19 protein-coding genes and 3 pseudogenes are annotated in these 24,789 nt (G+C 38.0%); 18 read left to right on the top strand and 4 right to left on the bottom strand.

All coding sequences use genetic code 11. The annotated features are described in order from the left end of the window. The first annotated feature begins 13 nt into the window (after positions 1-13). From RHS_RS05770 to metK, 11 genes and pseudogenes are all read left to right on the top strand, one after another. Positions 14-1,060 (top strand): sulfotransferase family protein, encoded by a 1,047-nt coding sequence (locus tag RHS_RS05770; RefSeq protein WP_395021482.1) that lies wholly within the window; start codon positions 14-16, stop codon positions 1,058-1,060. Beyond that, on the top strand, positions 1,053-2,408 hold the full coding sequence (locus tag RHS_RS05765) for a hypothetical protein (protein WP_047832590.1): 1,356 nt from the start codon (positions 1,053-1,055) through the stop codon (positions 2,406-2,408). Before RHS_RS05770 ends, RHS_RS05765 begins: the two co-directional genes overlap by 8 nt. Then, positions 2,380-3,360 (top strand): arginine deiminase family protein, encoded by a 981-nt coding sequence (locus RHS_RS05760; RefSeq protein ID WP_047832589.1) that lies wholly within the window; start codon positions 2,380-2,382, stop codon positions 3,358-3,360. Before RHS_RS05765 ends, RHS_RS05760 begins: the two co-directional genes overlap by 29 nt. A 25-nt stretch (positions 3,361-3,385) precedes the next feature. Beyond that, the gene (gene cysD, locus RHS_RS05755) at positions 3,386-4,267 is read left to right on the top strand and encodes a sulfate adenylyltransferase subunit CysD (protein WP_047832588.1); all 882 of its coding nucleotides are present in this window, start codon (positions 3,386-3,388) and stop codon (positions 4,265-4,267) included. 43 nt (positions 4,268-4,310) lie between these two features. Further along, positions 4,311-4,867, top strand: a pseudogene (locus tag RHS_RS30295) (GTP-binding protein); the annotation flags it as partial. Then, entirely contained in the window at positions 4,847-6,079 is a 1,233-nt protein-coding gene (locus RHS_RS05750) for an EF-Tu/IF-2/RF-3 family GTPase (protein WP_395021529.1), read from the top strand. The pseudogene RHS_RS30295 and the gene RHS_RS05750, both read left to right, overlap by 21 nt. Before the next feature lie 11 nt (positions 6,080-6,090). Continuing rightward, complete coding sequence (locus RHS_RS05745; RefSeq protein ID WP_395021478.1) at positions 6,091-7,119, top strand: aliphatic sulfonate ABC transporter substrate-binding protein; 1,029 nt, start codon at positions 6,091-6,093, stop codon at positions 7,117-7,119. A gap of 29 nt (positions 7,120-7,148) precedes the next feature. Further along, positions 7,149-7,880 carry an ABC transporter ATP-binding protein gene (locus tag RHS_RS05740; RefSeq protein WP_047832630.1) on the top strand — a complete coding sequence of 244 codons (732 nt, stop codon included), beginning with the start codon at positions 7,149-7,151 and terminating at the stop codon, positions 7,878-7,880. Next, positions 7,880-8,689, top strand: coding sequence for an ABC transporter permease (locus RHS_RS05735; RefSeq protein WP_047832586.1), 810 nt, complete (start codon positions 7,880-7,882; stop codon positions 8,687-8,689). The genes RHS_RS05740 and RHS_RS05735 overlap by 1 nt, the downstream gene beginning before the upstream one ends. Continuing rightward, a complete protein-coding gene (gene cysC, locus RHS_RS05730) occupies positions 8,682-9,299 on the top strand; it encodes an adenylyl-sulfate kinase (protein ID WP_047832585.1) in 618 nt (205 codons plus the stop codon). Before RHS_RS05735 ends, cysC begins: the two co-directional genes overlap by 8 nt. A 375-nt stretch (positions 9,300-9,674) precedes the next feature. Then, entirely contained in the window at positions 9,675-10,853 is a 1,179-nt protein-coding gene (metK, locus tag RHS_RS05725) for a methionine adenosyltransferase (RefSeq protein ID WP_047832584.1), read from the top strand. A 332-nt stretch (positions 10,854-11,185) separates the two neighbouring features. Here the strand turns inward: metK and RHS_RS05720 are convergent, their stop codons facing one another. Continuing rightward, complete coding sequence (locus tag RHS_RS05720) at positions 11,186-12,199, bottom strand: AraC family transcriptional regulator (protein WP_395021527.1); 1,014 nt, start codon at positions 12,197-12,199, stop codon at positions 11,186-11,188. 275 nt (positions 12,200-12,474) lie between these two features. Here RHS_RS05720 and RHS_RS05715 point away from each other — a divergent pair, with 275 nt between their 5' ends. The 5 genes and pseudogenes from RHS_RS05715 to RHS_RS30290 form a co-directional block, all read left to right on the top strand. Continuing rightward, the gene (locus RHS_RS05715; RefSeq protein WP_047832582.1) at positions 12,475-16,551 is read left to right on the top strand and encodes a glycosyl hydrolase; all 4,077 of its coding nucleotides are present in this window, start codon (positions 12,475-12,477) and stop codon (positions 16,549-16,551) included. A 222-nt stretch (positions 16,552-16,773) separates the two neighbouring features. Continuing rightward, positions 16,774-17,259, top strand: coding sequence for an amidase domain-containing protein (locus RHS_RS05710; protein WP_027292511.1), 486 nt, complete (start codon positions 16,774-16,776; stop codon positions 17,257-17,259). Between the two features lie 209 nt (positions 17,260-17,468). After that, positions 17,469-17,945, top strand: coding sequence for a VOC family protein (locus RHS_RS05705; RefSeq protein WP_395021474.1), 477 nt, complete (start codon positions 17,469-17,471; stop codon positions 17,943-17,945). Between the two features lie 57 nt (positions 17,946-18,002). Then, on the top strand, positions 18,003-19,013 hold the full coding sequence (locus tag RHS_RS05700) for a M15 family metallopeptidase (RefSeq protein WP_395021472.1): 1,011 nt from the start codon (positions 18,003-18,005) through the stop codon (positions 19,011-19,013). Then, positions 18,973-19,095 (top strand): annotated as a pseudogene (locus RHS_RS30290) (hypothetical protein); the annotation flags it as partial. The gene RHS_RS05700 and the pseudogene RHS_RS30290, both read left to right, overlap by 41 nt. On the opposite strand, the pseudogene RHS_RS30285 reads toward RHS_RS30290, so the two are convergent. Further along, positions 19,069-19,128, bottom strand: a pseudogene (locus tag RHS_RS30285) (hypothetical protein); the annotation flags it as partial. The pseudogenes RHS_RS30290 and RHS_RS30285 overlap by 27 nt on opposite strands. A 107-nt stretch (positions 19,129-19,235) precedes the next feature. Next, positions 19,236-21,686 (bottom strand): excinuclease ABC subunit UvrA, encoded by a 2,451-nt coding sequence (locus tag RHS_RS05695; RefSeq protein WP_047832581.1) that lies wholly within the window; start codon positions 21,684-21,686, stop codon positions 19,236-19,238. A gap of 480 nt (positions 21,687-22,166) precedes the next feature. On the opposite strand from RHS_RS05695, the gene RHS_RS30280 reads away from it, so the two are divergent. Beyond that, positions 22,167-22,286: a MerR family DNA-binding transcriptional regulator gene (locus RHS_RS30280; protein ID WP_395021525.1), complete on the top strand. Its 120-nt coding sequence runs from the start codon at positions 22,167-22,169 to the stop codon at positions 22,284-22,286. A 76-nt stretch (positions 22,287-22,362) separates the two neighbouring features. Here RHS_RS30280 and RHS_RS05685 read toward each other — a convergent pair whose 3' ends face one another. Further along, entirely contained in the window at positions 22,363-22,650 is a 288-nt protein-coding gene (locus tag RHS_RS05685) for a CD3324 family protein (RefSeq protein ID WP_027292514.1), read from the bottom strand. A gap of 311 nt (positions 22,651-22,961) precedes the next feature. Between RHS_RS05685 and RHS_RS05680 the strand changes: the two genes are divergently transcribed. Next, positions 22,962-24,410, top strand: a complete 1,449-nt coding sequence (locus RHS_RS05680) for a DEAD/DEAH box helicase (protein WP_044288890.1) — start codon at positions 22,962-22,964, stop codon at positions 24,408-24,410. The last annotated feature ends 379 nt before the right edge of the window (positions 24,411-24,789 follow it).

Raw genomic sequence — 24,789 nt, 5'->3', positions numbered from 1 at the left:
TTGGAGGAATGTTATGATTGATAATCCTATTTTTATTATTGGAACTGAAAGATCTGGATCTAACTTATTGAGGTTAATTCTTAATACCCATTCAGAAATATGTGTTCCGCATCCACCACATATTTTTAATTATTTTGGTAAATTATATGGTAGTTATCACGATTTAAATGAAATAATTTTCAAAAAGTTATCAAGAGATGTATGTTTATTAGTAAATAATCATATTCATCCCTGGGAAATAAAGGTTAAATCAGATTCTATAGCTGAAAAATCCAGATCCAGAAGCCTATATGGTATTTATGAAACTATATATGATGAATACCTTAACTATTCTGGTAAAAAAAGATGGGGCTGCAAAAGTACTTTCATGATCGAGTACATTGATGAAATTTGTAAGCATGTAAAAGAGCCCAAATTTCTTTGGCTGATAAGAGATGTCAGGGATGTGGCTGTTTCATCAAAGAAGTCAGTGTTTAATCCAAATCATCCATATTTTGTTTCAAAGCTTTGGAATGAGCAGCAAGAATTGGGTTTGGCGGCCGAAAAGAAATTGCCTGAGGATCAAATACTTAGGGTAAAGTATGAAGATTTAATCGCAAAGCCACATGATACTATCCAGAAAATTACTGATTTTTTAGGAATTTCTTTTGAAGAGCAAATGCTAACTTATTATAAAACCAATACAGCCCAAAAAGGTAGTAATCTTTCGGCCTCCTGGGAGAATACTTCAAAGCCAATTATTAAAGATAATTACATGAAATTTCCCGATTTTTTGTCAAAGAAAGAGATTGAGTTGATTGAACATATTTCAGGTTCAATGTTACCGGAATTTGGATATGAAAAATACTTATCAACTAATAGTATTTCAAAAATCTCCAAATTTTCTGTATTCGGTTTCAAGATATCAGATTTATTAAAGCGGATTCAAATTGAACTGGCTGCTTCTTTTAAAGATAAAAATTATATTCTGTTTATTAAGAGAAGATTTATCGTCAAATGGCTGAAACTTAAGAGTTTCATCAGGAATAACTTTAACAAAAAGGGAATTAAAGATGAGTAAAAATCAATTATCTAAAATAAGAGCAAAGTTATCTGAATTAGATTACAAGAAGAATAGTATTCCTTTTTTTAAGGAAGTGAAAAATGTAATATTTATCGAATCTAGTTCCAGGGGGGGATCAAGTTATTTTACTGAAGTATTAAGGCAGTCACCTCTATTTCTTCACTTTAGAGCTGAAATAGCCCCCTTTTTGAAGTTATCAGGTTTATCTTATCCTGATACGGAAAGAAACTCTGATGTATTGACAGCGGAACATACGCTTGGTAATTGGCAATGCAATCTGGATATTCTTCAAGATCATCTATGGTGGGATCTGGGAAATATTCTGGGGTTCCAGGAATTAAAGTTAAGCGCCGAGGATTACGGTTATTTTGTTTCTTCAATTATGTGGCGGCTTATTATACAGTGGCCGGATTGTGATTTTGATATTGAGAAAGTTAAAGATGAGATAAGAAAGACATTTGAAGCTTATTGTGATCAATATGATTTTTCAAATAGCCTGAGTTACAATTTACAGATGTTTTACCTAATTCTCCTGAAAAAAATCCAGAGTACTTATAAAAAGATAAATCCTTATTACTATGATATAGACAAAAATCTGATTGGAAAATATTGGCCAGAAGCAAAAAAAGAGTATTCTCCGCCTGCTGAGTATTTATTGGAAGAGCCGCCATTTATATTGATTTATCCTTGGAAACATGCGCAAGTCAAGGATTTGGAAACCAAACCTATTGTAATTAAGACTCCAAGTAATGCTTATCGGTTTGATTTCTTTAAGAACCTTTTTATCAATGCGCAGATAAGGTATATCTATTTAACCAGAAATCCAGCGGCTTCAATAAATGGTCTAATGGATGGGTGGCAGTATCATGGTTTCTTTTCACATAAAGTAAATAAGAAAATGGCGATCAGCGGTTATACGGATAAATTTCCTGTTTTCGGAGAGTATTGGTGGAAATTCGACCTTCCGGATGGTTGGGAAAATCATATTCATGAACCACTTGAAAAAGTATGTGGTTTTCAATGGTATTCAGCACACAAATCAATTCTTGATTATTTTGATCATAATCAAGTGGATTATTTGCAGATAGCTTTTGAAAAGATAATACAACCATCTGATCATAGAAATAATATTTGTTTTAAGTTAGCCAACTGGCTTAATATTGATCCTGCATTATTTATCAAATTGATTAATTTCAATTTACCATTTGTAATGGCGACAACAATGCCGCAGCATTTTAGATGGAAGGCCAGGATAGAATTGTTAAGACCGATTATTCAAGAGAAATATATTACTGACATTTCGATAAGGATGGGTTATGAAAAGAATCAGCAAGAATGGTCATAGTTCTCAATCAGATAATTATCATTCAACACATGGTGGTAAAGGCTGGTTAGATAGACAGAAGAGTAATAGTGAAGAAATCCAGGAAGGTAAATTCTGGTATCCAACATATAGTGTGTCTGAAACAGCCGCCTTAAAGGAAGTATTACTTACCATACCTCATAAAGATACGTATTTAAATATTTGTCCCGCGTCCAATTTAATGCTGGAAGTGTTGGATGGAGAGCGGCTGGTAGAACAAGCTTATCAGCTAAAGAAGGTATATGAAAGCAATGAGGTTAAGGTTCATACCCTGATTTGTAAAAGAGACAATCCTTATCCCAATCTACTATTTTTACGTGACCTGCTTTGGGCAACGCCCGAGGGTGTTATTTTATGCAGGCCTGCTTCACAGCAAAGAGCTGGAGAAGAGCGACTTGTTGCCCGGACATTATCTGAAATTGGTATACCCATAGTTATGTCAATCAAAGGTGATGGTGTTTTTGAAGGTGCTGATGCATTGTGGTTGAATTCAGAGACAGTCATCTTAGGAACGGGATTCCGTACCAATGATAAGGGAGGGAGACAGATTGAAAATTTTTTGTCAGACCTTGGGGTAAAAACGATTAAGATCCAGCTAAAGAAAGGCGTTCAGCATCTGCTGGGGGTGATGAATTTTCTGACTGAGGATGTGATCGTTTTAAATGATAATAAAGCACCGGAAAATTTGGAAAATATATTATTGGATCATGGATATAAAGTGGTTAGATTAACAAACGAAGAAGAAATTAATAATAGCCGTGGTATGAACTTTGTAAATTTAGGAAATAAAAAGATTTTAATGCCCACAGGAGCTCATAAATTAAAAGAGTGCTTTCAAACTAACGGCTGTGAAGTGGTTGAATGTGATATTTCTGAATATTTGAAAGCGGGAGGTGGCATTGGCTGTTTGACAGGCATTTTATATAGACGATAATAAAATGGATTGGAGCGTAATATTTTTGGACCATTTAGATAAATTAGAAAGCAAAAGTATTCATATTATAAGGGAAGCATATAGTGAGTTTAAAAATCTTTGTATGTTATGGTCTATCGGGAAAGATAGCACAGTTCTTCTATGGCTATCAAGAAAAGCTTTTTTTGGACATGTTCCATTTCCCCTGGTTCATATTGATACACATTATAAAATTCCAGAAATGATCAGGTATAGAGATGATCTGGCCAAAGAATGGAAATTAGATATGATTTATGGAGAAAATAAAGAAGCTATTGCGGCAAAAAACACATATCCTGATGGAAGCGTTACACGTATACAATGCTGCAAAAATTTAAAGACAGAAGCCTTAGTAAACACATTAAGTGGAATGTGGCCAAGATATAGGATGGATCATAAAGATGGTAAATACATATTAGATCAAAATACTGATCCATATACCGGAGTTATCGTTGGCGTCAGGTCAGATGAGGAAGGCAGCCGTTCGAAAGAAAGATATTTTTCGCCGAGAGACAAAAATAGTGATTGGGAAATAGAAAGTCAGCCTCCCGAATTTTGGAGTCAGTATAAAACTGATTTTGAACCAGGAACACATGTTAGGATACATCCGCTTCTTGACTGGACGGAATTAGATATTTGGGAATATATAAAAAAAGAAAACATACCAGTAGTTTCTCTGTATTTTAACCAAGGCGAAAAAAAGAGATATCGTTCATTAGGCTGTTATCCATGTACTTCTCCGGTAAGTTCCGATGCAAGAAATTTAGATGAAATAATTGAAGAATTAAAGACCGGGAAATTTTCTAATATAGCGGAACGTTCAGGGAGAGAACAGGACAAGGAAGATGGTGGTGGGCTTGAGACTCTAAGAAGACTAGGATATATGTGAGATTTACTAAGGAACTTTAGTATAGGGGGTCAGGTGACTGAAAATGGACATAGAACAAATATATACTGAAGATATGAATATTGTGGTTGTTGGTCATGTTGATCATGGCAAAAGTACTGTTATTGGTAGATTGCTAACCGATACAAATTCGTTGCCAATAGGTAAACTAGAGCAAATTCGCGAGAAATGTAAAAGGAATTCAAAGCCTTTTGAATATGCCTTTTTACTTGACGCTCTTAAAGATGAGCAGGAGCAGGGTATCACTATTGATTCGGCGAGGTGTTTTTTTAGAACAAAAAAAGAAATTATATTATTATAGACGCTCCAGGACATATTGAATTTCTAAAAAACATGGTTACAGGAGCAGCGAGAGCTGAAGCAGCGTTATTGGTGATCGATGCCTATGAAGGCATCCAGGAAAACTCAAAAAGGCATGGATATCTCTTAAGTATGCTTGGCATTAAACAATTATGTATATTAGTTAATAAGATGGATTTAATTGGTTATAGTGAACAGATATTTAATGAAATAACTGAAAATTTCAAAGTTTTTTTAAGTAAGATTGGATTAGAAACTTCTATGTATATCCCAATAAGTGGGTATAAGGGCGAGAATATTGTACAAAAGTCAAAAAACATGACATGGTATGAAGGGGACACGGTGCTTGAAGTCCTTGAGAAATTTCAAGTAGAAAAGCTGCCTGCGAATAAACCTTTTAGGATGCCTGTACAAGGTGTATATAAATTTACAGCAGGTGGTGATACTAGAAGAATTATTGGCGGAACAGTTGAAACCGGGACGCTTAATGTTGGTGATGAAGTAGTATTTTTCCCTTCTGGTAAGAAGGGTAGAATCAAGTCTATTGAAGCTTTTAATGAAGATACAAAAATTAGTGTATGTGCGGGATACTCAACAGGATTTACACTGACCGAACAAATTTATGTTAAACGAGGTGAAATTGCTACGGTATCTGATCAGCTTAAGCCACAGATAGCAACTCTCATTAAAGTTAAGTTATTCTGGTTAAGTAAATTAGCTATGGTAATGGGTAAAACATATATATTAAAACTTGGAACATCTAAGGTAAGGATAAGGATTGTAAAAATCATTAGCATTCTGGATGCTTCGACACTTCAAAGTAGCAATTCAGATTTTATTGGAACAAATGATGTTGCAGAATGTTTGTTAGAACTTGAAAAACCCATCGCATTTGACTTGTTATCTTATAATTTTTATTTGAGCAGATTCGTAATTATTGATCATTATGAAATTTCAGGTGGCGGGACAATCTATGGAATATCAGAAGATAAACAGAATTGGATTAGTGAGAAGACTATTACTGGGAATAATAAGTGGGAGAACAGTGCAATAAGCGAAGCAGAAAGAGCGTTAAAATATCAACAAAACCCCACGCTTATTATGATTACAGGTTTGAGTAATGGAGGTAAAAAGTATATTTCAAGTATTTTGGAGAAAAAATTATTCAATCAAGGAAGAATAGTTTATTTACTTAGCATATATTACAAGGAAGAACATCTTAGAAGGTTGGCAGAAATCAGCAATATAATGTTAGATGCTGGAAATATTTTGATTGTAACTGTAGTCGAAATGTCAAATGATGATTTGAAAGAAATAAAAACAATTGTAGATCCAAAGAAAATCAAAGTTTTGTGGATTGGTAATAATATTACTACAGATATAGAATATGATTTGCAGATTAGTGAAGATTGCGAAGGTGAATATGCTCTTAATATAATTGAAGATTATCTTATTAAGAGCAGTGTCATTAGTAGTGATAACGGGAAGGATTAGGTGGTATGTATTTGTTTGAGAAGAAAAGGATTTTAATTCTCATATTATTCATAGTATTTGGCTTTACCCTTGAAAGTTGTTCTAATTCTGACGATAGACAATTAAAAGTAAGGATTGCCTGCTTTCCAAATTTAACCCATTCCCAAGCTTTAGTTGGGATGGCTGAAGGACAATTTCAAGATGCATTTGGGGAAAAAATTCAAATTGAATGGAAGACATTTAATGCTGGTCCGGCGGAGATGGAAGCTTTATTTGCGGGGGAAGTGGATATAGGGTATATTGGCCCTATACCTGCTATCAATGGGTATGTTAAATCTGGCGGAGAGTTTCAGATTATAGCTGGTGCAACTGATGCTGGCGCAATACTAGTGTCGAGGAAAGACTTACATATAAAAGATATTAAGGAATTGGATGGAAAAAAGATTGCTTCACCTCAGTTCGGCAATACCCAAGATTTAGTTTTGAGACATATATTAAATGAAAATGGATTAAAAGATACGACAAAGGGTGGAAGTGTACAAATAATTCAGGTAGAAAATCCCGATATTAAGATGTTACTTGATAAGGGAGACATTGATGCAGCTTTGGTTCCAGAACCTTGGGGAAGCAGGTTGATTAATGAGATAGATGCAAATGTTATACTTGATTATGATAAAGTATATAACAAGGGTAGATATTCATCTGCCCTTGTTATAGCGCGGACAGAATTTATCGAGAAGCACCCAGATCTTGTAAAAATGTTTATCGAAACTCATGTGCAATTAACTGAATACATAAATGAGAATAATGATACAGTAAAAAAGATTTTGAATGATCAAATCAAAAAACTGACAAATAATTCTATACCGGATGATATACTTGATGTTTCATTTGAGCGGCTTGTTATTACAAATGATCCTGAAAAGGTATCTATTTCTGATTTTATTAAAATAGCAAAAGAAGTGGGCTTTATCGAAAAAGAACCCGATATTGAAATGCTTTTGAATACTAATATTTTAAATGATGTCCTAAAACAAAGTGGTCAGAGTGAGATAAAGTAGTGGTTCTTCTTAAATGCGAGGTGTTCTAATTGAATTTATCACTTAAAAACGTTAATAAAACTTATAAAAGTGAAAGCGGAGTTATTGAAGTTCTTCGTGATATTAACCTAGAAGTAAGATCTGGGGAATTTATTTGCGTAGTTGGCCTATCCGGATGTGGAAAATCAACTTTAGTAAATATAATTGCAGGGTTAGACAAGGTGACAAAAGGTAAAGTTGAATGTAATTTAAAAGAAATAAATTATCCAGGTCCAGATCGTGCGGTTATTTTTCAAGATACTGCACTTTTTCCCTGGCTAAAGGTAATTGATAATATAGAACTTGGGATGAAATTTGTAGGTATACCTAAATCGGAGCGAAGAAAAAAAGCTATTTACTATTTGGAGATGGTACATCTAATTGAATTTCAAAATTATTATATCCATCAGTTGTCTGGTGGTATGAAGCAAAGAGTTGCATTAGCACGGGCATTATCTTTAGAATCTGAAATACTGTTAATGGACGAGCCTTTTGCAGCACTTGATATTCAGACAAGAGATATATTGCATTATGAATTATTAAAAATATGGAATGATACAAAAAAGACTATTGTTTTTATTACGCACAGTATAGAAGAGGCTGTTCTGCTGGCGGATAGAATAATTGTTATGAGTCCGATACCGTCTGGTATAAAAAAAGAATTTTATATAAAGATGGAAAGACCAAGAATTATCGATTCAAGGCAATCAGAAATTATTAATGCAATAAAGAGGGAATTATAATGGTAACGAAGAAGAGCTATCTAATAAGAAAGACAATAAAAAAGTTTTTATTTTACCTTGTATTAGTGGTGTTTTGGGAAGTAATGTATAGAATAGGTGTTGAATATCTTCACCTATGGAAGTCATATACTTTTTCGTCTCCTAGCAGTGTGTTTTTGACAATAATAAGATTATTTAATGATAATAATACACTTGGTATTGCCATACTTATTAGCCTAAGAAGGGTTTTGATTGGATATTTTATATCATTAGTTATTGGGTTAATATTAGGATTGATTGTTGTAAGGCTCAAATACCTTGAGAATAATTTAGGTCCATTATTATTAGGTTTACAAACGCTACCTAATGTATGCTGGATTCCTTTTGCAATACTTTGGTATGGTCTGAATGAAAGCGCCATTATCTTCGTAGTAATTATAGGCTCTACTTTTTCGATTGCAATAGCAGTGATATCAGGAATTAAAAATATTAATCCTATATATGTCAAGGTTGCAAGGACTATGGGTGCAAGAGACTTTACCTTATATAAAAGTATAATTTTACCGGCTGCATTTCCAAATATAATTTCAGGTATGAAACAAGGCTGGTCTTTTGCCTGGAGAGCATTAATGGCAGGTGAAATGTTATCTGCATCTATCGGTTTAGGACAACTTCTTATGATGGGTAGAGAAGTATTTGATATGAGTCAAGTAATTGCTATCATGCTAATAATAATTGCGATTGGAATAACTATAGATAGTCTTATTTTTGGAAAGATAGAGTCAAGAGTACAATATAGATGGGGATGTAAAGGAAATAGTTATGATTAATAATAATTTAACGTGGAGTCAGGGAAAGGTTAGCTATGAGGAGAGATGTAAACTTTTACATCAAAAGGGTTTAGTAGTTTGGTTTACAGGTATTTCAGGAGCTGGTAAATCAACTATAGCTATTGAAGTTGAAAAACAGTTGAACTTGCTTGGACGACTGTCATATAGATTGGATGGGGATAATATCAGACAGAATTTATGTTCAGATCTAAGTTTTTCTGAGCGCGATAGAAATGAAAATATTCGAAGAGTTGTAGAAACAGCTTTTTTATTTAAGGATGCTGGTGTAATTACTCTCGTTTCGTTAATATCTCCCTTTCAAAAAATGAGAGAATTTGCAAGAGAAAGAATTGGAAAGGATAGCTTTTTAGAAATTTACATAAAGGCTGACATAGAAACTTGTATTGCCAGAGATCCGAAGGGACTTTACAAGAAAGCCACTGAAGGCCGAATAAATAAATTTACTGGAATATCAGATGATTATGAAGAGCCTTTAAATCCAGATATTTTAATAAATACTATGAATACAGATATAAATAATTCATCAATAAAGATAGTAAATAAAATTATTAATTACTCAACTTTCTCACTCCCAGATATATCCCAATAAAGCCCGCATAAATGTGACTTGAGAATTGATCCAATCGGCTACATTGCTTTTACGCAAATTGACCAGCGATTTCTATGAATACACACGAATTCTGTTTCGCTAAAGCTACAGTTGGTGTTGATCAGATACAGACATTCGCTTTTTTTGTTGCGGTTGCGTACCATGACTATTTTAACTGGAATTCCTGTTTTGGTTGTTACTACAATACCACTAAATATATTTTTATTACTTTCAAAATACATAAACTTTTTAGTTCAGGAAACATATGTGCGCGTTACCTAAAAAAAATAATGAAACCTTTTAAATATATAAGGTTTTTATTAGATAAAGGAGTGTCATATTTGACACTACCACAATATACTAGGAGGAAGAAATATGGATAAAAAGTTATTTACATCGGAATCAGTTACGGAAGGACATCCTGATAAGATATGCGATCAAATATCGGATGCAATTTTAGATGAGCATATACGACAGGATCCTTTAAGTCGTGTCGCATGTGAGACAAGTATAACTACTGGGTTGATTTTAGTTATGGGTGAAATCACTACCAATGCGGATATAGACATTCAAAAAATAGTGCGAAATACAGTAAAAGAAATTGGATATACCAGAGGAAAGTTTGGATTTGATGCAGAAACTTGTGGGATAATTACTTCTATTGATGAACAATCTAAGGATATAGCATTGGGAGTAGATTTGTCGTTAGAAGAAAAAGAAGAATCAAACAAGCAACTGATCGAGTCGTTAGGTGCTGGTGACCAAGGGATGATGTTTGGCTATGCTACAAATGAAACTAAGGGATATATGCCATATCCTATAGCACTAGCGCATAAACTGGCATATAAATTATCGCAGGTTAGAAAAGATGGCACATTATCATATCTTAGACCGGATGGAAAAACCCAGGTTACTATGGAGTATGATTCTGCTGGATTTGCAAAAAGAGTTGATACAATTGTAATTTCCACGCAACATAGTCCGGAAATTACACAGAGCCAGTTGAGCAGTGATCTAAAAAAGTATGTTATAAGTGAGTTTAGAGAAATGCTAGATGAGAAAACAAAGATTCTTGTTAATCCCACTGGACGATTTGTTATTGGTGGCCCACATGGAGATAGTGGCTTGACAGGTCGCAAAATAATTGTTGATACATATGGTGGATATGCAAGACATGGTGGCGGAGCTTTTTCGGGAAAAGATTGTACGAAAGTAGATAGGTCTGCTGCGTATGCAGCGAGATATATTGCAAAAAATATTGTTGCATCTGGTGCAGCAGATAAATGTGAAATACAGTTGGCTTATGCAATAGGTGTTGCGAATCCAATATCAATTCGGGTGGATTCTTTTGGGACAGGAAGGGTTTCGGAAGAAGAACTTGTTGATGTAATTAGAAATAATTTTGACCTTAGACCGGCAGGAATTATTGATATGTTGAATTTACGCCAGCCGTTCTATAAAGCTACAGCAGCTTATGGTCATTTTGGACGTGAAGATATATTATTCCCTTGGGAAATGGTAGATAAGGCTGACCTGATAAAGGCAGCACTTTAAAAAGAGATGATAGTGTAATAAATAATGTGCCCATGGAATCTATTACTATATCAACCAGAAAACGTAGAAGATATACAGGATGCTCCCATGTCAAGAAAAAGGGGGGTGTAAAGATAAATGTTTAATTTCTGATTTTTTATAAGGGGCTGTCCTGAAAACGTAACTCCTGACAGTTCCATAACAAACATTACAATAAAGCCCACCAGAATCGGTAGGCTTTATTGTAATGTTTGTTATGGAACTGTCAGGAGTTACGTTTTCAGGACAGCCCCTTTTGTTTTCCCCATATTATATTTTCAGAGCAAGAACCTTTCCTATATCCCGTGATTGGATTACGGCAGCGGTTCAGACTGCATTTCCCTGAATTTCACAGGCGGCATATGATATTCTCTTGCGAAGATGCGGCAAAAATGGCTGGCATCAGAGCAGTTAATTTCCGCAGCTATTTCAGAGACTGTCATATCCGTTTCTTTTAAGAGCCAGCGCGCTTTCTCCATACGCTTATGCTGAATGATCTGAGAGAATGACAGCCCAAATGATTTTTTGATTAAACGGCTCAGATAAGAAGAAGAATAATTAAAATGCCGGCATACATCAGAAAAAGTAACCGTATTATAATTCTTCTGTATGTATTCCAGAATGCCCAGCAGCCGCTGGTCACAGGATGGTTTCTGTGAAGTAATAACATCAGAGATATGATGCCGGAGAAGATTAATTAAAACGGTATTCAGATAATTGCTGATCATATTCTGATGGTACTGTTTCTTCTCAAGGAACTCATCGTAGATCAGATACATATAATACCGGATCATAATATTCTCACCGGTTCTGAAAATAATCATCGGATGATCGGTATTTCCATACAGAATACTCTTAAAATAATTAGATAAAATACTCTGTTCCGATAACAGTTCAAAAAAAATAGAGTCAAATGAATTCTGTCGGATCAAAATATTGATTCCGATAAAATCATCAGAGTAGGAACGTATCTCGTGAGGTGAATTAAATTCCCAAAAACAAAAATCTCCTTTCTTTAAATGGTAATCATGTGAGCGGCAGGTGTGGATACATTCTCCCCTGGCAATATAAAATAATTCAAAGAAGGAATGGATGTGAGGACGGGGGGGAAGGAACCGGCAGTGCTTTATTACCACAATATTGGATTCCATATGAAACATGTCCTCCGTTAGTACATGGGATATTTCATCAGCCGGTCTGGAAGCAGCAGAGAAAAACTCACGATATTTTTCCGCGCGGCGTCTTTGCTCCGATGGAGAGCAATGATCTAACCCGTGTTCCATCCGGTACATATCCCGGCACACAATTTCCAATGGGTTAAATTCCATTAATTTCACTTCAATAGCTTGCATGATGTCTAAAACAGGATTTTCCATAATATTTACGACGAAACCTTTCTTTTTGGTTGAAATGACGATTCATCATAAACTTTTAAGATCATATTTTCCTTATATGAGTATTATTGTACAACAAATTTATGGAATATGGAAGAGTAAAGAGCAAAAAGTCATAAAAATACAACGATTAAGAGAGATATATACAATAAAAGAAAAATGGAAAGTGTTAAAATGGGGAAACAAAAGAAGAATCAGGAGGGCCTAAGATGAGAAAAAGAAAAAAAGTAATAGCCGCTTTACTGGCGGTATCCATGACCGCAGGATTGTGGTCGGTACCGGGAGTAGAAGTACTAAATGTTCAGGCTGCTGCTGCAAGTGCAATCAGCAGTGAGGAATTTATGCAGCCGGGAATGGATTACAGACCGGGAGTCCGCTGGTGGTGGCCGGGAGGTGCCGTGGATGAAACGGAGCTCCAGACAGAGATAGACTATCTGGCTGCAAATGGATTCGGTTATGTTGAAATCAATCCCTTTGGCAAAATCGAAGCAGTAAACGGTGATGAGGACCGGATAAAGTCCATCTATACACCTGAGTTTTACGAATTGCTTGACAAGGCAATAACAATGGCAGAAGAAATAGGTATAGTGGTTGATCTTAATATGGGTTCCGGATGGAATGCCAATAGCCAGAATGTAACACTTGCAGATTCTATGGGGAACATGGCGCTTGGAAGGGTTACAATCAGCGGAAATAGTCTTGCGGGAGAAGAAACACTATCGGAAAATAAAGCCGCAGAAGCAATTACCCTGCCGGAGTTGGAACAAAGTCTGTTCTATACTGAGAATAATCCAAAGGGAACTTTGGATGAAAGTATGGTAGAACTTCAGGGTGTGCTGATTGGTGAACTGACCGGAAATCAGGGTATGGAGTTTGTTCCCGGATCTTCCTTTATGGGTCCCACACCTGCCTATAATGAATTCCAAACCAAAGATGCGAATGGGGATATTATTACCAAAACCTATAGTAATCAGCTGGAACTGAATATGGACAACAGCTACTTTATAGATGCCCGGGATGAAATGATTCAGGACGGACAAGTGGTACTCAGCCAGGATATTCTGGACAAAATAGATAAGGAAAAAGATTATGAAGTGATTGCGCTGTATTACCTTCCGTCCGGCGGAAAGGCCATCGACTGTGCTAATGACTGGTTTGTGGTTGACCATATGGACAGCGCTAAAGTTACGGACTATATCAATGATTGGCTGGGGGAAGCAAATTTAAATCAGATCCTTCAGGGCCATCAGAATATCAGAGCCGTATTCAATGACAGCTACGAATTTTATTCTGATATGTATTATACGAAAGATCTGTATGCGCTTGCAAAAGACAGCATAGCAAATGGTCTGGGTTACGATTTTACAAAGTATCTGCCAACGGTGTATAAACAGTACAGTGCGGCTCCATTTTATATGGGTCTTGGGACAAAAGACAGCTTTTTAACGTATTCCCTGGATGCTAATGTAAAAAGCAGGATTACATATGACTATAATACACTGGTAAATCAAAAATTCCAGGAAGGCCTTGCCGCTTTTGAATCTTCCGCAAACAGCTATGGGCTATTATACCGTCAGGAAGCATACAATCCGCCAATTGACACCATAGGTGCTGCTAAATATGTGGATATACCGGAAGCAGAGCAGGCAAATGAATTCTCTCTGATCAGAGTAGCCTCCGGTGCACATCTGTACGGCAGAAATCTGGTTACCTGTGAGCAGTATACACTTGGATGCACACCATTTAAGAATACCCTGGAACAGGTAAAAGCAGGATACGACATCATGGCAACCAGCGGCGTGAATAACTTTTTCTATCATGGTTTTAATTACCGCTATGGTGCCGGCTCTGAACAGTACGGAGAAGAGGGGTGGTCACCAATGCCGACTACCGGAATCAACGTTACCCAGAGTAATACTCTGTCACCTTATTTTACCGAGATGAATGCTTATGCATCCCGTGCCAATTATCTGATGCAGCAGGGAAAAGCCAGCAAAGACGTCGCCCTGTATATGCCATTTAACGGCAGTTTATCAGAGACGGATGCGGTAAAGGCAATGAACTACAACGGATATACCTGGGATGCTATTAATGATGACAGCATCGTTACAGCAGATACACAGTATTCAGATGGAAAGATTCAGGTAAATGGCGGCAACATGACTTACGATGCAATCATAGTGGAGACATCGAAACTGCCTGTTGATACCATGATGAAACTGGCACAGATGGCAGAAGCGGGAGCAAATATTATTTTCTATGGAACTCTTCCAAATGCGCAGCCGGGATATGCTGATGGCAATTATGAGACAGAGGACCAGAAGGTAGCGGATGCCGCGGCAGCCTTGCTGGAGAACCAGACGGGTGTTCTGGCAAATTCTGTGGAGGAACTGGCATCTGTTCTTGCAAATGTATCCGCTCCTAAGGTATCCTATGCTGAGAATACCAGCCTCAGATTCAACAGACGTACCTTAGAAGATGGCGGAGAACTGGTATATATCAGAAATATTGCTGAAAGCCAGAATGAAGTTACTCTTCAGATCAATGGCGATTATCAGAATTATTACTGGATGGATCTGAATAATGGAAAAATATATGAAGCCCGGGCTAATGGGGATCACACCATAACAATGACGATGAAAGCAGGCACCGATACGCTGTCATCTACAAGAAGTATGGCAATTGCACTGCTGTGTGAACCGGCAGGCGCAGGATTTGAAGAAACTGTTATCAGCAAAGGAGCTCCGGACACCTTAGATGTTGCCCCAGCGGATAAAACAGAGGAAGTTTCCGTAGAAAAACTTACGGTAACAGCTGATAATATTGGTGGGGATAGTGGAAATACCAGAACGGTGACTTATACTGGAGAGGTTCTTGGAAAATGGAACGACCAGGAATTTCAGGGCGGTGAACTGCAGAAAGTTTCCGCTGACGGTGTATATCAGGCAACTTATACATTAAATGGTGATCTAAATGGACAGAAAGCAGTACTGGATCTTGGAAATGTATATACTGCGGCAAAAGTAACAGTCAATGGCAAAGAAGCCGGAAATGTGCTTTATACTCCATATACGCTGGATATCTCTAATTTATTAAAGACAGGTAAAAATGATATTCAGATTACTGTGACACCAAGGAAATATAACCGGCATTACGACACGCTGGTAGACACCGGATTGGAAGGCCCCGTTACCATTGGATTTACCCAGAAAGAAATAAAGGCGCTTACCATTACTAAAAATCCGGTAAAATCCACTTATACAGCAGGAGAAGATCTGGATTTAACCGGGCTTGAGGTGAGTGCTTCCTATGCAGATGGCACAACCAGTAAGATTACGGGTTATACCGTAAGCGGATACGATAAAACGAAGGCAGGAACCCAGGCAGTCACCGTGTCTTTCCAGGGAATGACAGCATCTTTTTCCGTAAACGTAAATGAAAAAGCAGTTGCAGTAAGTAAAGTCACCTTAAATTTCAGTGCGAAAACGCTGGATATCGGGAAAACAGTTCAGCTGTCCACAGCTATCTATCCGGATAATGCGTCAAACAAAAAGGTTGCTTATACTTCCAGTGATTCCGCCATTGCAGCAGTAGATGGAAACACAGGAAAAGTAACTGCGAAATCAGCAGGAAAAGCTGTGATAAAAGTAACGGCACAGGACGGAAGCAGTCAATCGGCACAGTGTACCGTTACTGTGAAACCTGCAAAGGTAACGTCTCTGAAAGTAAAGACCCGCACGACAAACAGTATCGAATTGAAGTGGAACAAATCATCGAAAGCAGACGGTTATGCTATCCTGCGCTATGACAGCAGCAAGAAAAAATATGTATCAATAGCTGACGTAAAAGGAACCAAAAACACTTATAAAGTAAGCCGCCTGAAAGGTAAAACCGGTTCAAAATTATCTCCGGGATACATTTATAAATTCAAAGTACAGGCATATAAAATGATAGCCGGTAAAAAAGTATATGCGAACGGAGCAGTTCTGAAGACAGCAACTAAGCCAAATACAGCTGTAATTACAAAATTGACAGGTAAATCATTAAAAGTAACCATTACATGGAAAAAACAGAGCAAGGTAAGCGGCTATGAAGTATGGATGTCCAATAAAAAAGGAAGTGGATATAAGAAAATTAAAACCATTTCAAAAGGAAAGACTGTTTCTTATACGAAGAAAGGGCTGAAAAAGAATAAAAAATATTATTTCAAAGTAAGAAGCTACCGATTAGTTAATAATCAGAAAGTTTATGGAAAACTATCTGGTGCTAAGGGTTATCAAATCTAAATTCCAGTGTAAATAGTAAAGTCCGTATCAGAAAGCATGTGCTTTTTGATACGGATTTTTACGGCCTGCCAAACCAAGGACCGTTCAACATGAAAAAAGCCCGCCGCCAAGTCAAATAAATGGTCATATATAAATCGAAGTCACCATTTAAAGCAGCGGGCATAAAATATAAAAAAGCCGGCCGATATGGCAAGTCTGCTTGCGATATAAATGGAGTCAAAGATGAGACAGTTGGAATATCAAAGAAATAAAGTATTAGATTATGCAAAAAAATGGGCATTTGGGCGAAACCCGGCATACCTTGATTTCGAGAATCTGGGTGGTGATTGTACAAACTTTGCGTCCCAATGTATCTATGCAGGAAGCCAGGTTATGAATCCAACAAAAGTTTATGGATGGTATTATTACAGCAGCACTAACCGTACTGCTTCCTGGACAGGGGTGCAATACCTGTATAATTTCCTTACCAAGAATAAAGGGGTAGGACCGTATGCAGCGGAGGTTAAGGCAGAGGATGCAGTACCCGGAGATATCTTGCAGCTGGGAACTTCCGGCGGGTTCTTTTACCACAGCCCTGTAATTGTAAAAGTAACAGATCAGAATATTTATGTGGCTGCACACACATTTGATGCATACTTAAGACCCTTGGATAGTTATATCTACGAAGAGATAAGATTTTTGCATATATTGGGAGTACGGGGGTACTGATTTTATTTTCTTGTTGTTTGATAAAAATAAATGCGGTATACTATTAATAAGCAAAAATGTAATCCGTAAAACCTGGAGCTATCTATCTGTATTATATGAAATAGAAGTATTAATAATATTGGAAGCAAAATACATGAAATCACTTGTAGTATTGGTACAATGAATTTGGATGTGATAATTTTTACATTCAGAACAACAGGAGATAAAGGTTGAAAGAAAAATATGAAATAGAAAGGATGCCACGGTGTGATGCTTTCAACTTGTTTTATTGTGGCAGTATTGCAGGCAGGCCTGCAATATGCAATGGTATAAATATGATAAAAAAAATTGACCATATCGTTATTACTACCGCAGATACTAATGCCTGTACTGCATTTTACAGGGCACTTGGATTTGACTGCCGGGAAGCAAATGGACGCTGGGAACTATTTTCCGGCGATTTTAAGATCAATGTACATAGGAAAGGGTTTGAATTGGAACCCAAGGCGCAGAATGTGGCAACCGGAAGTGCGGATTTATGTTTTGAACTGTGTGATCCAATTGAGGTGTGCAAGGATAGGCTGCTGGAGCAGGGGCTGGATATTGAGTTAGGAATAGTGTTGCGCCATGGTGTTTTAGGAGAAATGAAATCACTTTATCTCAGAGATCCCGATGGTAACCTGATTGAATTGTGCAGCTACGAATAGAGGTATCTTCTAAGAGGCATAAAAGCCTGTTAGAACTGACAGGAGATAAGATTTATTATGAGAGAACAAAAGAACAAGCCGTTCAACCATTTACCGGGAAAACGGAAGATAAAAAAAATATTAGGGGTATCTGTCCTGTCCCTGGCTGTTATGACCGGAGTTGGCGGCTGTAAAAAAATCGACCGCATTCCGGAAAAAGATACGGCTCAGATTCTGACATCTGTAAGTGTAAAGAAGTCAGGGGTGAGTACGTCTGGCTCAAGAATGACAGATCAGCTGAAGGAGAGTCAGCTGCAATTGAGTCAGCTGCAATTGAGTCAGTTACAGTTGAGTCAGTTACAGTTGAGTCAGTTACAGGAGACTCAGTTGCAGGAGAGTCAGGAACAGACAGCAGATAAACAAGAAAAACAGAATGTCACAAAGCAAAATAAGAAGCAGGACAATTTGTCAGCTGAAAGCCAGAAACAGGATAAAAAGAAAGCAGATCAGATAAACCGTGAACAGTCAGATCTCCTCGTTCTGGTAAACAAAGAACATCCTTTGAGCGAGGACTACAATGTCAAGATGAAGACATTGGAAAACAGTGATAAAGTTGTAGCGGAAATGATAATTCAGGATCTGCAGGACATGCTGGCTGATGGTACGAAAGAAGGGCTCAGGTTCTGCATTGCTTCTGCCTACCGCAGTTCTGAGCGCCAACAGGAAATCCTGGATGCAGATATAAGAAAGCTGACGGATAAAGGTATGCCTGATGAGGAAGCCTATGAGCAGGCTACCAGAACCGTAATGCCGGCAGGTTACAGCGAGCATGAAACAGGTTTGGCGGTGGATATCGTGGCACTTAGCAACCAGCTGTTGGACGACAGCCAGGAGAATACGCCTGAAACACAATGGCTTCAGGAGAATTGTGATCAATACGGCTTTATTCTTCGATACCCGAAAGGAAAAACAGATATTACCGGGATCGATTATGAATCCTGGCATTATCGTTATGTAGGAAAAGAAGCAGCGGCTTATATCAAAAAGCATGATCTCACATTTGAGGAATATCTTGAGGAAAAAATATAACCCTAGAGCGTGTTTTGAAATTGCTTTCTGGCAGCTGTGCGTCACAGTTTGTGGGAGATTTGTCCCGGATGAAGGGCGCGTAGCGGGCTACGTAACCTGAATTCGGGGGAAATATGCCGCAAAGCGTCCCTTAATCAGCAAAACCCAAATTCAAGAAATTGTTCGCTCTAAAGCTCTGCACAGATCCCGTAAATGCACTCCTGAGATCTATGCAGGGCTATATTACAAATATTTTGCCGTTACACTATTGCTTGTCTCCTTCATTTCTATTGGTGTTCCCGCAAAGATAATCTGGCCGCCCTTTATACCGCCCTCCGGTCCTAGGTCTATGACCCAATCGCTGTTTCTGATAATCTGAGTATTATGTTCAATGACTACCACAGTATTCCCGGCATCCACCATACGATTCAGAAGAACAAGAAAATGTTCCACATCTTTAGGATGCAAACCGGTTGTAGGTTCATCCAGCAAATAAAGATTCCGCTTTCCAGAGCTGCTTCCGATCAGTTCTTTCGCAAGCTTAAGACGTTGTCCTTCCCCGCCGGATAAGGTGGTCAGAGTTTGTCCAAGTTCCAGATATCCAAGTCCCACATCCATAAGAAGACTCAGGATCTTTCTGATTTTGGGATGCCCTGCAAAGAAATGGGAGGCTTCTTCCACAGAGAGATTCAGTACATCTTTAATGGAAAGTCCTTCATACTTTACTTGCAGCACATCATAATGGAACTGATTTCCATTGCAGACAGGGCAGACAACTTCAACATTGGAAAAAAACAGCATGTTGCTGTCTACATATCCCAGTCCCTGGCAATTCTCACATCTGCCGCCAGGTGTGTTGAAAGAGAAATGCTTTGCGGTAAATCCTGCTTTTTTTGCTGTATCAGTCTTGGAAAATACAGTTCTGATTTCGGAATAAACCTCGGAATATGTTGCAACGTTGGAACGCTTCATCTTTGTGACTGCCGTCTGGTCAATTTCAACCAGTTTATCAAATTGTTCAAGTCCAGAAACATAATTGTTCTGTCCATGATGATTCCCTTTGGCAAGCACTTCAAATATTAAAGTTGATTTTCCGGAACCGGAAGGACCTGTTATAGCAGTCAGGCATCCCGCTGGAATATCTACATTGATCTTTTTTAAATTAAATTTATCCGCATTTCCGATATGGACGATATCTCTGTCAGCTTTTCTAAAAGTTGTTTTACCAGGCGGTGGATTTTGCAGATAACTGCCGGTTAGTGAAGTTTCCCGGCTTTTTATTTTGTCAAATGATCCGGCGGCTATAACCTTACCGCCATATTTTCCGGAGCCGGGACCAATATCTACGATATAATCTGCACTTGCCATGGTATCCACATCATGCTCAATTACAAGTACAGTATTGTCCAGATCACGTAATTTTTTAAGTATTTTTATCAGTCCTGCGGTATCTTTTGGGTGCAGACCTACCGTTGGCTCATCTAAAATATAGATCACACCTGACAAATCCGAATCCAGAATTGCCGCTAGCCTCAACCTCTGTAATTCGCCCCCTGACAGAGTCACGGTCTGGCGGTCAAGAGAGAGATAGCCAAGTCCCACGTTGATAAATCGGTTAAGCTTAGTCCGGATATCCAGAAGATACGCTTTAACGTAATTTTCATGCTGTTTTGTAAGTGAGGCACTAAGTTCCAGAATCCATTGATTCAGTTCCTCTAAAGAAAAGTTTGAAAGCTGTGGCAGGCGTGTACCGTTTACGGTAACGGTTCTGCCTGATTCAGCGAGCCGCTCGCCTTTGCAGTCGGGGCATTCTATGGTCTCAAAATATGGAGTAAACTGTTTCATATCTCCGTTTTTTTCGGTAAACCTGCGCCATAATATAGGCAAGACACCTTCAAATTTACCCAGTGCCACAGTTTTAGGAGGAGCCAGATTAGGAAAAGTACTTTTCATTCTTTCGCTTTCAATGCCATCATACAAAATAGATTTTTGCAGCTCACTAAAATGCTGTACAGGGGTGTTTACAGGAACTGGGATGCCGTAATGTTTAAATGCAGCGTATAATACAGCGGTCTGATATTCCCCGTATTTTTTCTCCCAGTAATTTACCGCGCCTTCTTCCAGGGACAGTTCTTCATTCACTGCCTGTTCTTTTAGTATCGTATGGATTTTTCCCAGACCTTCACAAGTGGGACAGGCTCCCTCTTTGGTATTGAAAGAAAAATTCGTGCGGGTAATCTTATCCATGCGTTTGCCGCATTCGCAGCAATACATATAAACAAAAAAATCATTCCCTGCTTTTTCGGTTTCTTCTTTGCAGTCGGATGCCTTAATTATTTTCCCGCAATAGGGACAGGCCCTGCCCCCAAGTTTTTCATATACCATTCGCAGGTCGGTGTAAATATCGGAAATGGTTCCTACTGTTGAACGGGGATTTTTGTTAGCGTCTGTCTGGGAAATTACAATGGCGGGAGAAACTCCCCGTATGCGGTCCACCTTAGGTTTATGAATACCTTGAAGAGACATAGCCTCCAGGTATTGCCTCTGACATTCATTAAAAAGAACATCAATGAGTATTGTTGATTTCCCGGAACCGGAAACTCCTGTAAATACCACAAGCTGGTTCTTGGGTATTTCTAAGGAAACATTTTTTAAATTACCTTCATTCGCGTTTTCTATTTTAATACTTTGCATAAATTCCTCCTGTCAGTTCAATCTTCATACCTATATTATACAACATGAAAGCAATAAAGGAAGATTTATGGCGGAAAGTACTTGATTTATGGAGCAAACCTTATATTTGTGTTAGAACCTGGTACTACAGCTAACAATTTCATCTTGTATTTGGGTTTAGCTGAGGAATGACGCTTTGTAGATGTAGGTAGTGTACGGAAAGAGAAGGGGGCGGACCAGGACATTGGTTTGGAAGGCTTACCGCAGAACTGGTATTTTCTAACCTTCCCGGAGCACTTTTTGGCGGCACGCGGGCATTCGCTCCGAAATCCTGATGCATTTCGCAGCTCACTGCCCGCTTAGTATTCGACTGGCTCCCATCGGATACTAAGCGGGCAGTGACTCATAAATAAGGCGTTGACAGTGCTTCAAAAGGATAATGTCATCTGTACCCAGATTAAACAGAGATTTTTACAGAAAAAGAATGATGATGCATCACGGATGTTTTCCATTGATGATATAAGTAAGGCTACGGGGATAACCCCGACTACAATAAGATATTGGGACAAGATAGGGCTTATATCGGCTAATCGGTGTGCGGAGTATATCTGCATTATATAATCTGTGCAGACAGGTTGAGCTAAACAAATATGATGGCGATGGGTAAAATATCCCATCGCCATGTTACGAACTGCTATCAGTTATTTTGTGAATCATTTTTCAGGCACTGCCGGATGATTCTCTGGATACTTTTCAATGAAAGAAAATATTTCTTCGCCAGATCATCTTTATTAATTCCGGATAGAAAATCCTGATAAATTTGCCGGTTTCTTGATTCCAATTCTTCCCGGATATATGTTCTTTCACCCCAGGCTTTTTTATTGCCTGACATTCTTGGAATATAAATATATTCACCGTCTATATATTCCTGGATTTGTTCCACTAATTCCGGTGGTAAAATATGTGTAGCTTTTATATAGCTCATTATGCACTCCTAATTTATTTAATAATGAAATAGGAATAGCAAAGGCTATTAAATAATACTTTATGTAATTTTCTACACTGCATCAGCCTTTGCTATGCAGTAATAACGATAGGATTAAGCATAAGTCATCCGCCCCCCTGATTCTTTTTAGGGCAAGTATATCATTGGTATTTGGGGGTGTCAAGAATAACGTAGAGGGATTGCTGATCTGGCAGTGACAAATTAAACGTTTTGCATATATTTTTCATGTAAAAGATGTTACAATAAAAACAGAAAACAGATAACAGAAAGAATAGGAATAAATCCAAACTATGAAAACAGAAAACAATCTATTTAAAGAATATAATTTATCCGGAGAAATCCTGGAGGCTTTGACAGGACTAGGCTACCTGAAACCAACGGAAATACAAAAAGAAGTCATTCCTACAGCTTTGAGGGGAAGAGATATTGTAGCGAAATCACAGACAGGAACCGGGAAAACGGCAGCATTTGCAATACCCTTATGTGAGAAAGTAATCTGGGAGGAAAATTCACCCCAGGCTTTAGTCTTGGAACCAACCAGGGAACTGGCGGTGCAGGTGGGGATGGAGATCTTTCATATCGGCAGGAAAAAACGTCTGAAGGTTCCGGCAGTCTTTGGAGGATTTCCCATTGACAAACAGATACAGACTTTAAAACAGAAATCTCACATTGTAGCGGGAACACCCGGGCGCGTTATGGATCACGTTCGCAGAGAAACATTAAAGCTGAATCAGATTAAATATCTGGTTATTGATGAGGCGGATCTCATGTTGGATATGGGATTTTTGGAGGAGGTAAAGGAAATTATCTCACTGCTTCCGGGAGACAGACAGATTCTTCTGTTTTCAGCAACTTTAGATGAAGGTGTAAAGCAGCTAATTGAAGGATATATGAATGAAGCGGTATCCATAATACTGGAATCAGAAACGGAAACCGTTGCAGGCATCCGGCAGACCGTATATGAAGTGGATCAGGAAGAAAAATACCAGGCACTGCTTCGGATACTGATTAAGGAAAACCCCGTGGACTGCATGATTTTCTGTGGAACCCGGGAGATGGTAAATGTACTCTGCCATAAGCTTGGAAGGGATAGGATACCATGTGGTATGATTCATGGGGAACTGGAACAGAGAGAAAGGCTCAGGATGATCGATGGATTTCGGGAAGGGCGTTTTCATTATCTGATTGCTACTGATGTAGCGGCAAGAGGAGTTGATTTTGAGAACATTACCCATGTGATCAACTATGATTTTCCAACGGGAAGGGAGACTTACGTACATCGGGTGGGAAGAACCGGAAGAAACGGAAAAGAAGGAACTGCTATTAGTCTGGTCAGTGAATCTGATCAGAAAATGAAACAAATGGTGGAGGCATATACCGGTGACAGATTGCCTATAGAAGAGCTGCCGGAAATCAATTCAGAGGATGAGAAAAGATTCTGGGCATATCTAAAGAAAAAGGCGGTACTGAAACCAAAAAAAGGTGCAGCTCTAAATAAATCTATAACGAGATTATCGGTAGGCGGCGGGAAGAAGTCTAAAATGCGTGCAGTGGATGTCGTGGGAGCAGTCTGCAATATTCAGGGAATGACGGCAGAGGATATAGGAATTATTGATGTAAGGGACAGCTTAACATATGTAGAAATCTTAAATGGAAAAGGTAAAGCCGTTCTGGAAGCATTACAGGAAAAACCAATTAAAGGAAAAATACGTAAAGTGCGGATAACCAGAAATGTATGAGTGAAATACAGTTACGGAATGTAGTAATGAAATGATGTGACGAAATCAGATAATAGTATACCCTCAAGAAATCAGGTAACGGTATGCTGCAAAGAAATAAAGTGTGTATTGAATAGCAGTAACAAAAAGCGATGCAGTTTCGAGAAATCGGAATTGTGACCGCTTTTTTATTGTCATAAAAGATGATACTGATGGTGTATAAAAAGGAGAACGTTAACATTTTATAACATAAATAGTTAAATATGAAAAATACCTATTATACATTATGCATAAAATATAAAGCATAAATCTGTTATAATTGGTGAAAATAATTTATATAATTGACATATTAGAAAATAGATGTATAATGTAATTAAAGAGAACGTTCTCAAAAAAATTC

The sequence above is a fragment of the Robinsoniella sp. RHS genome, assembly GCF_001029355.1.
Taxonomy (GTDB): Bacteria; Bacillota; Clostridia; order Lachnospirales; family Lachnospiraceae; genus Robinsoniella; species Robinsoniella peoriensis.
Note: the sequence above shows the minus strand (reverse complement) of the source record. Positions and strands in the feature narration are given on the sequence as shown.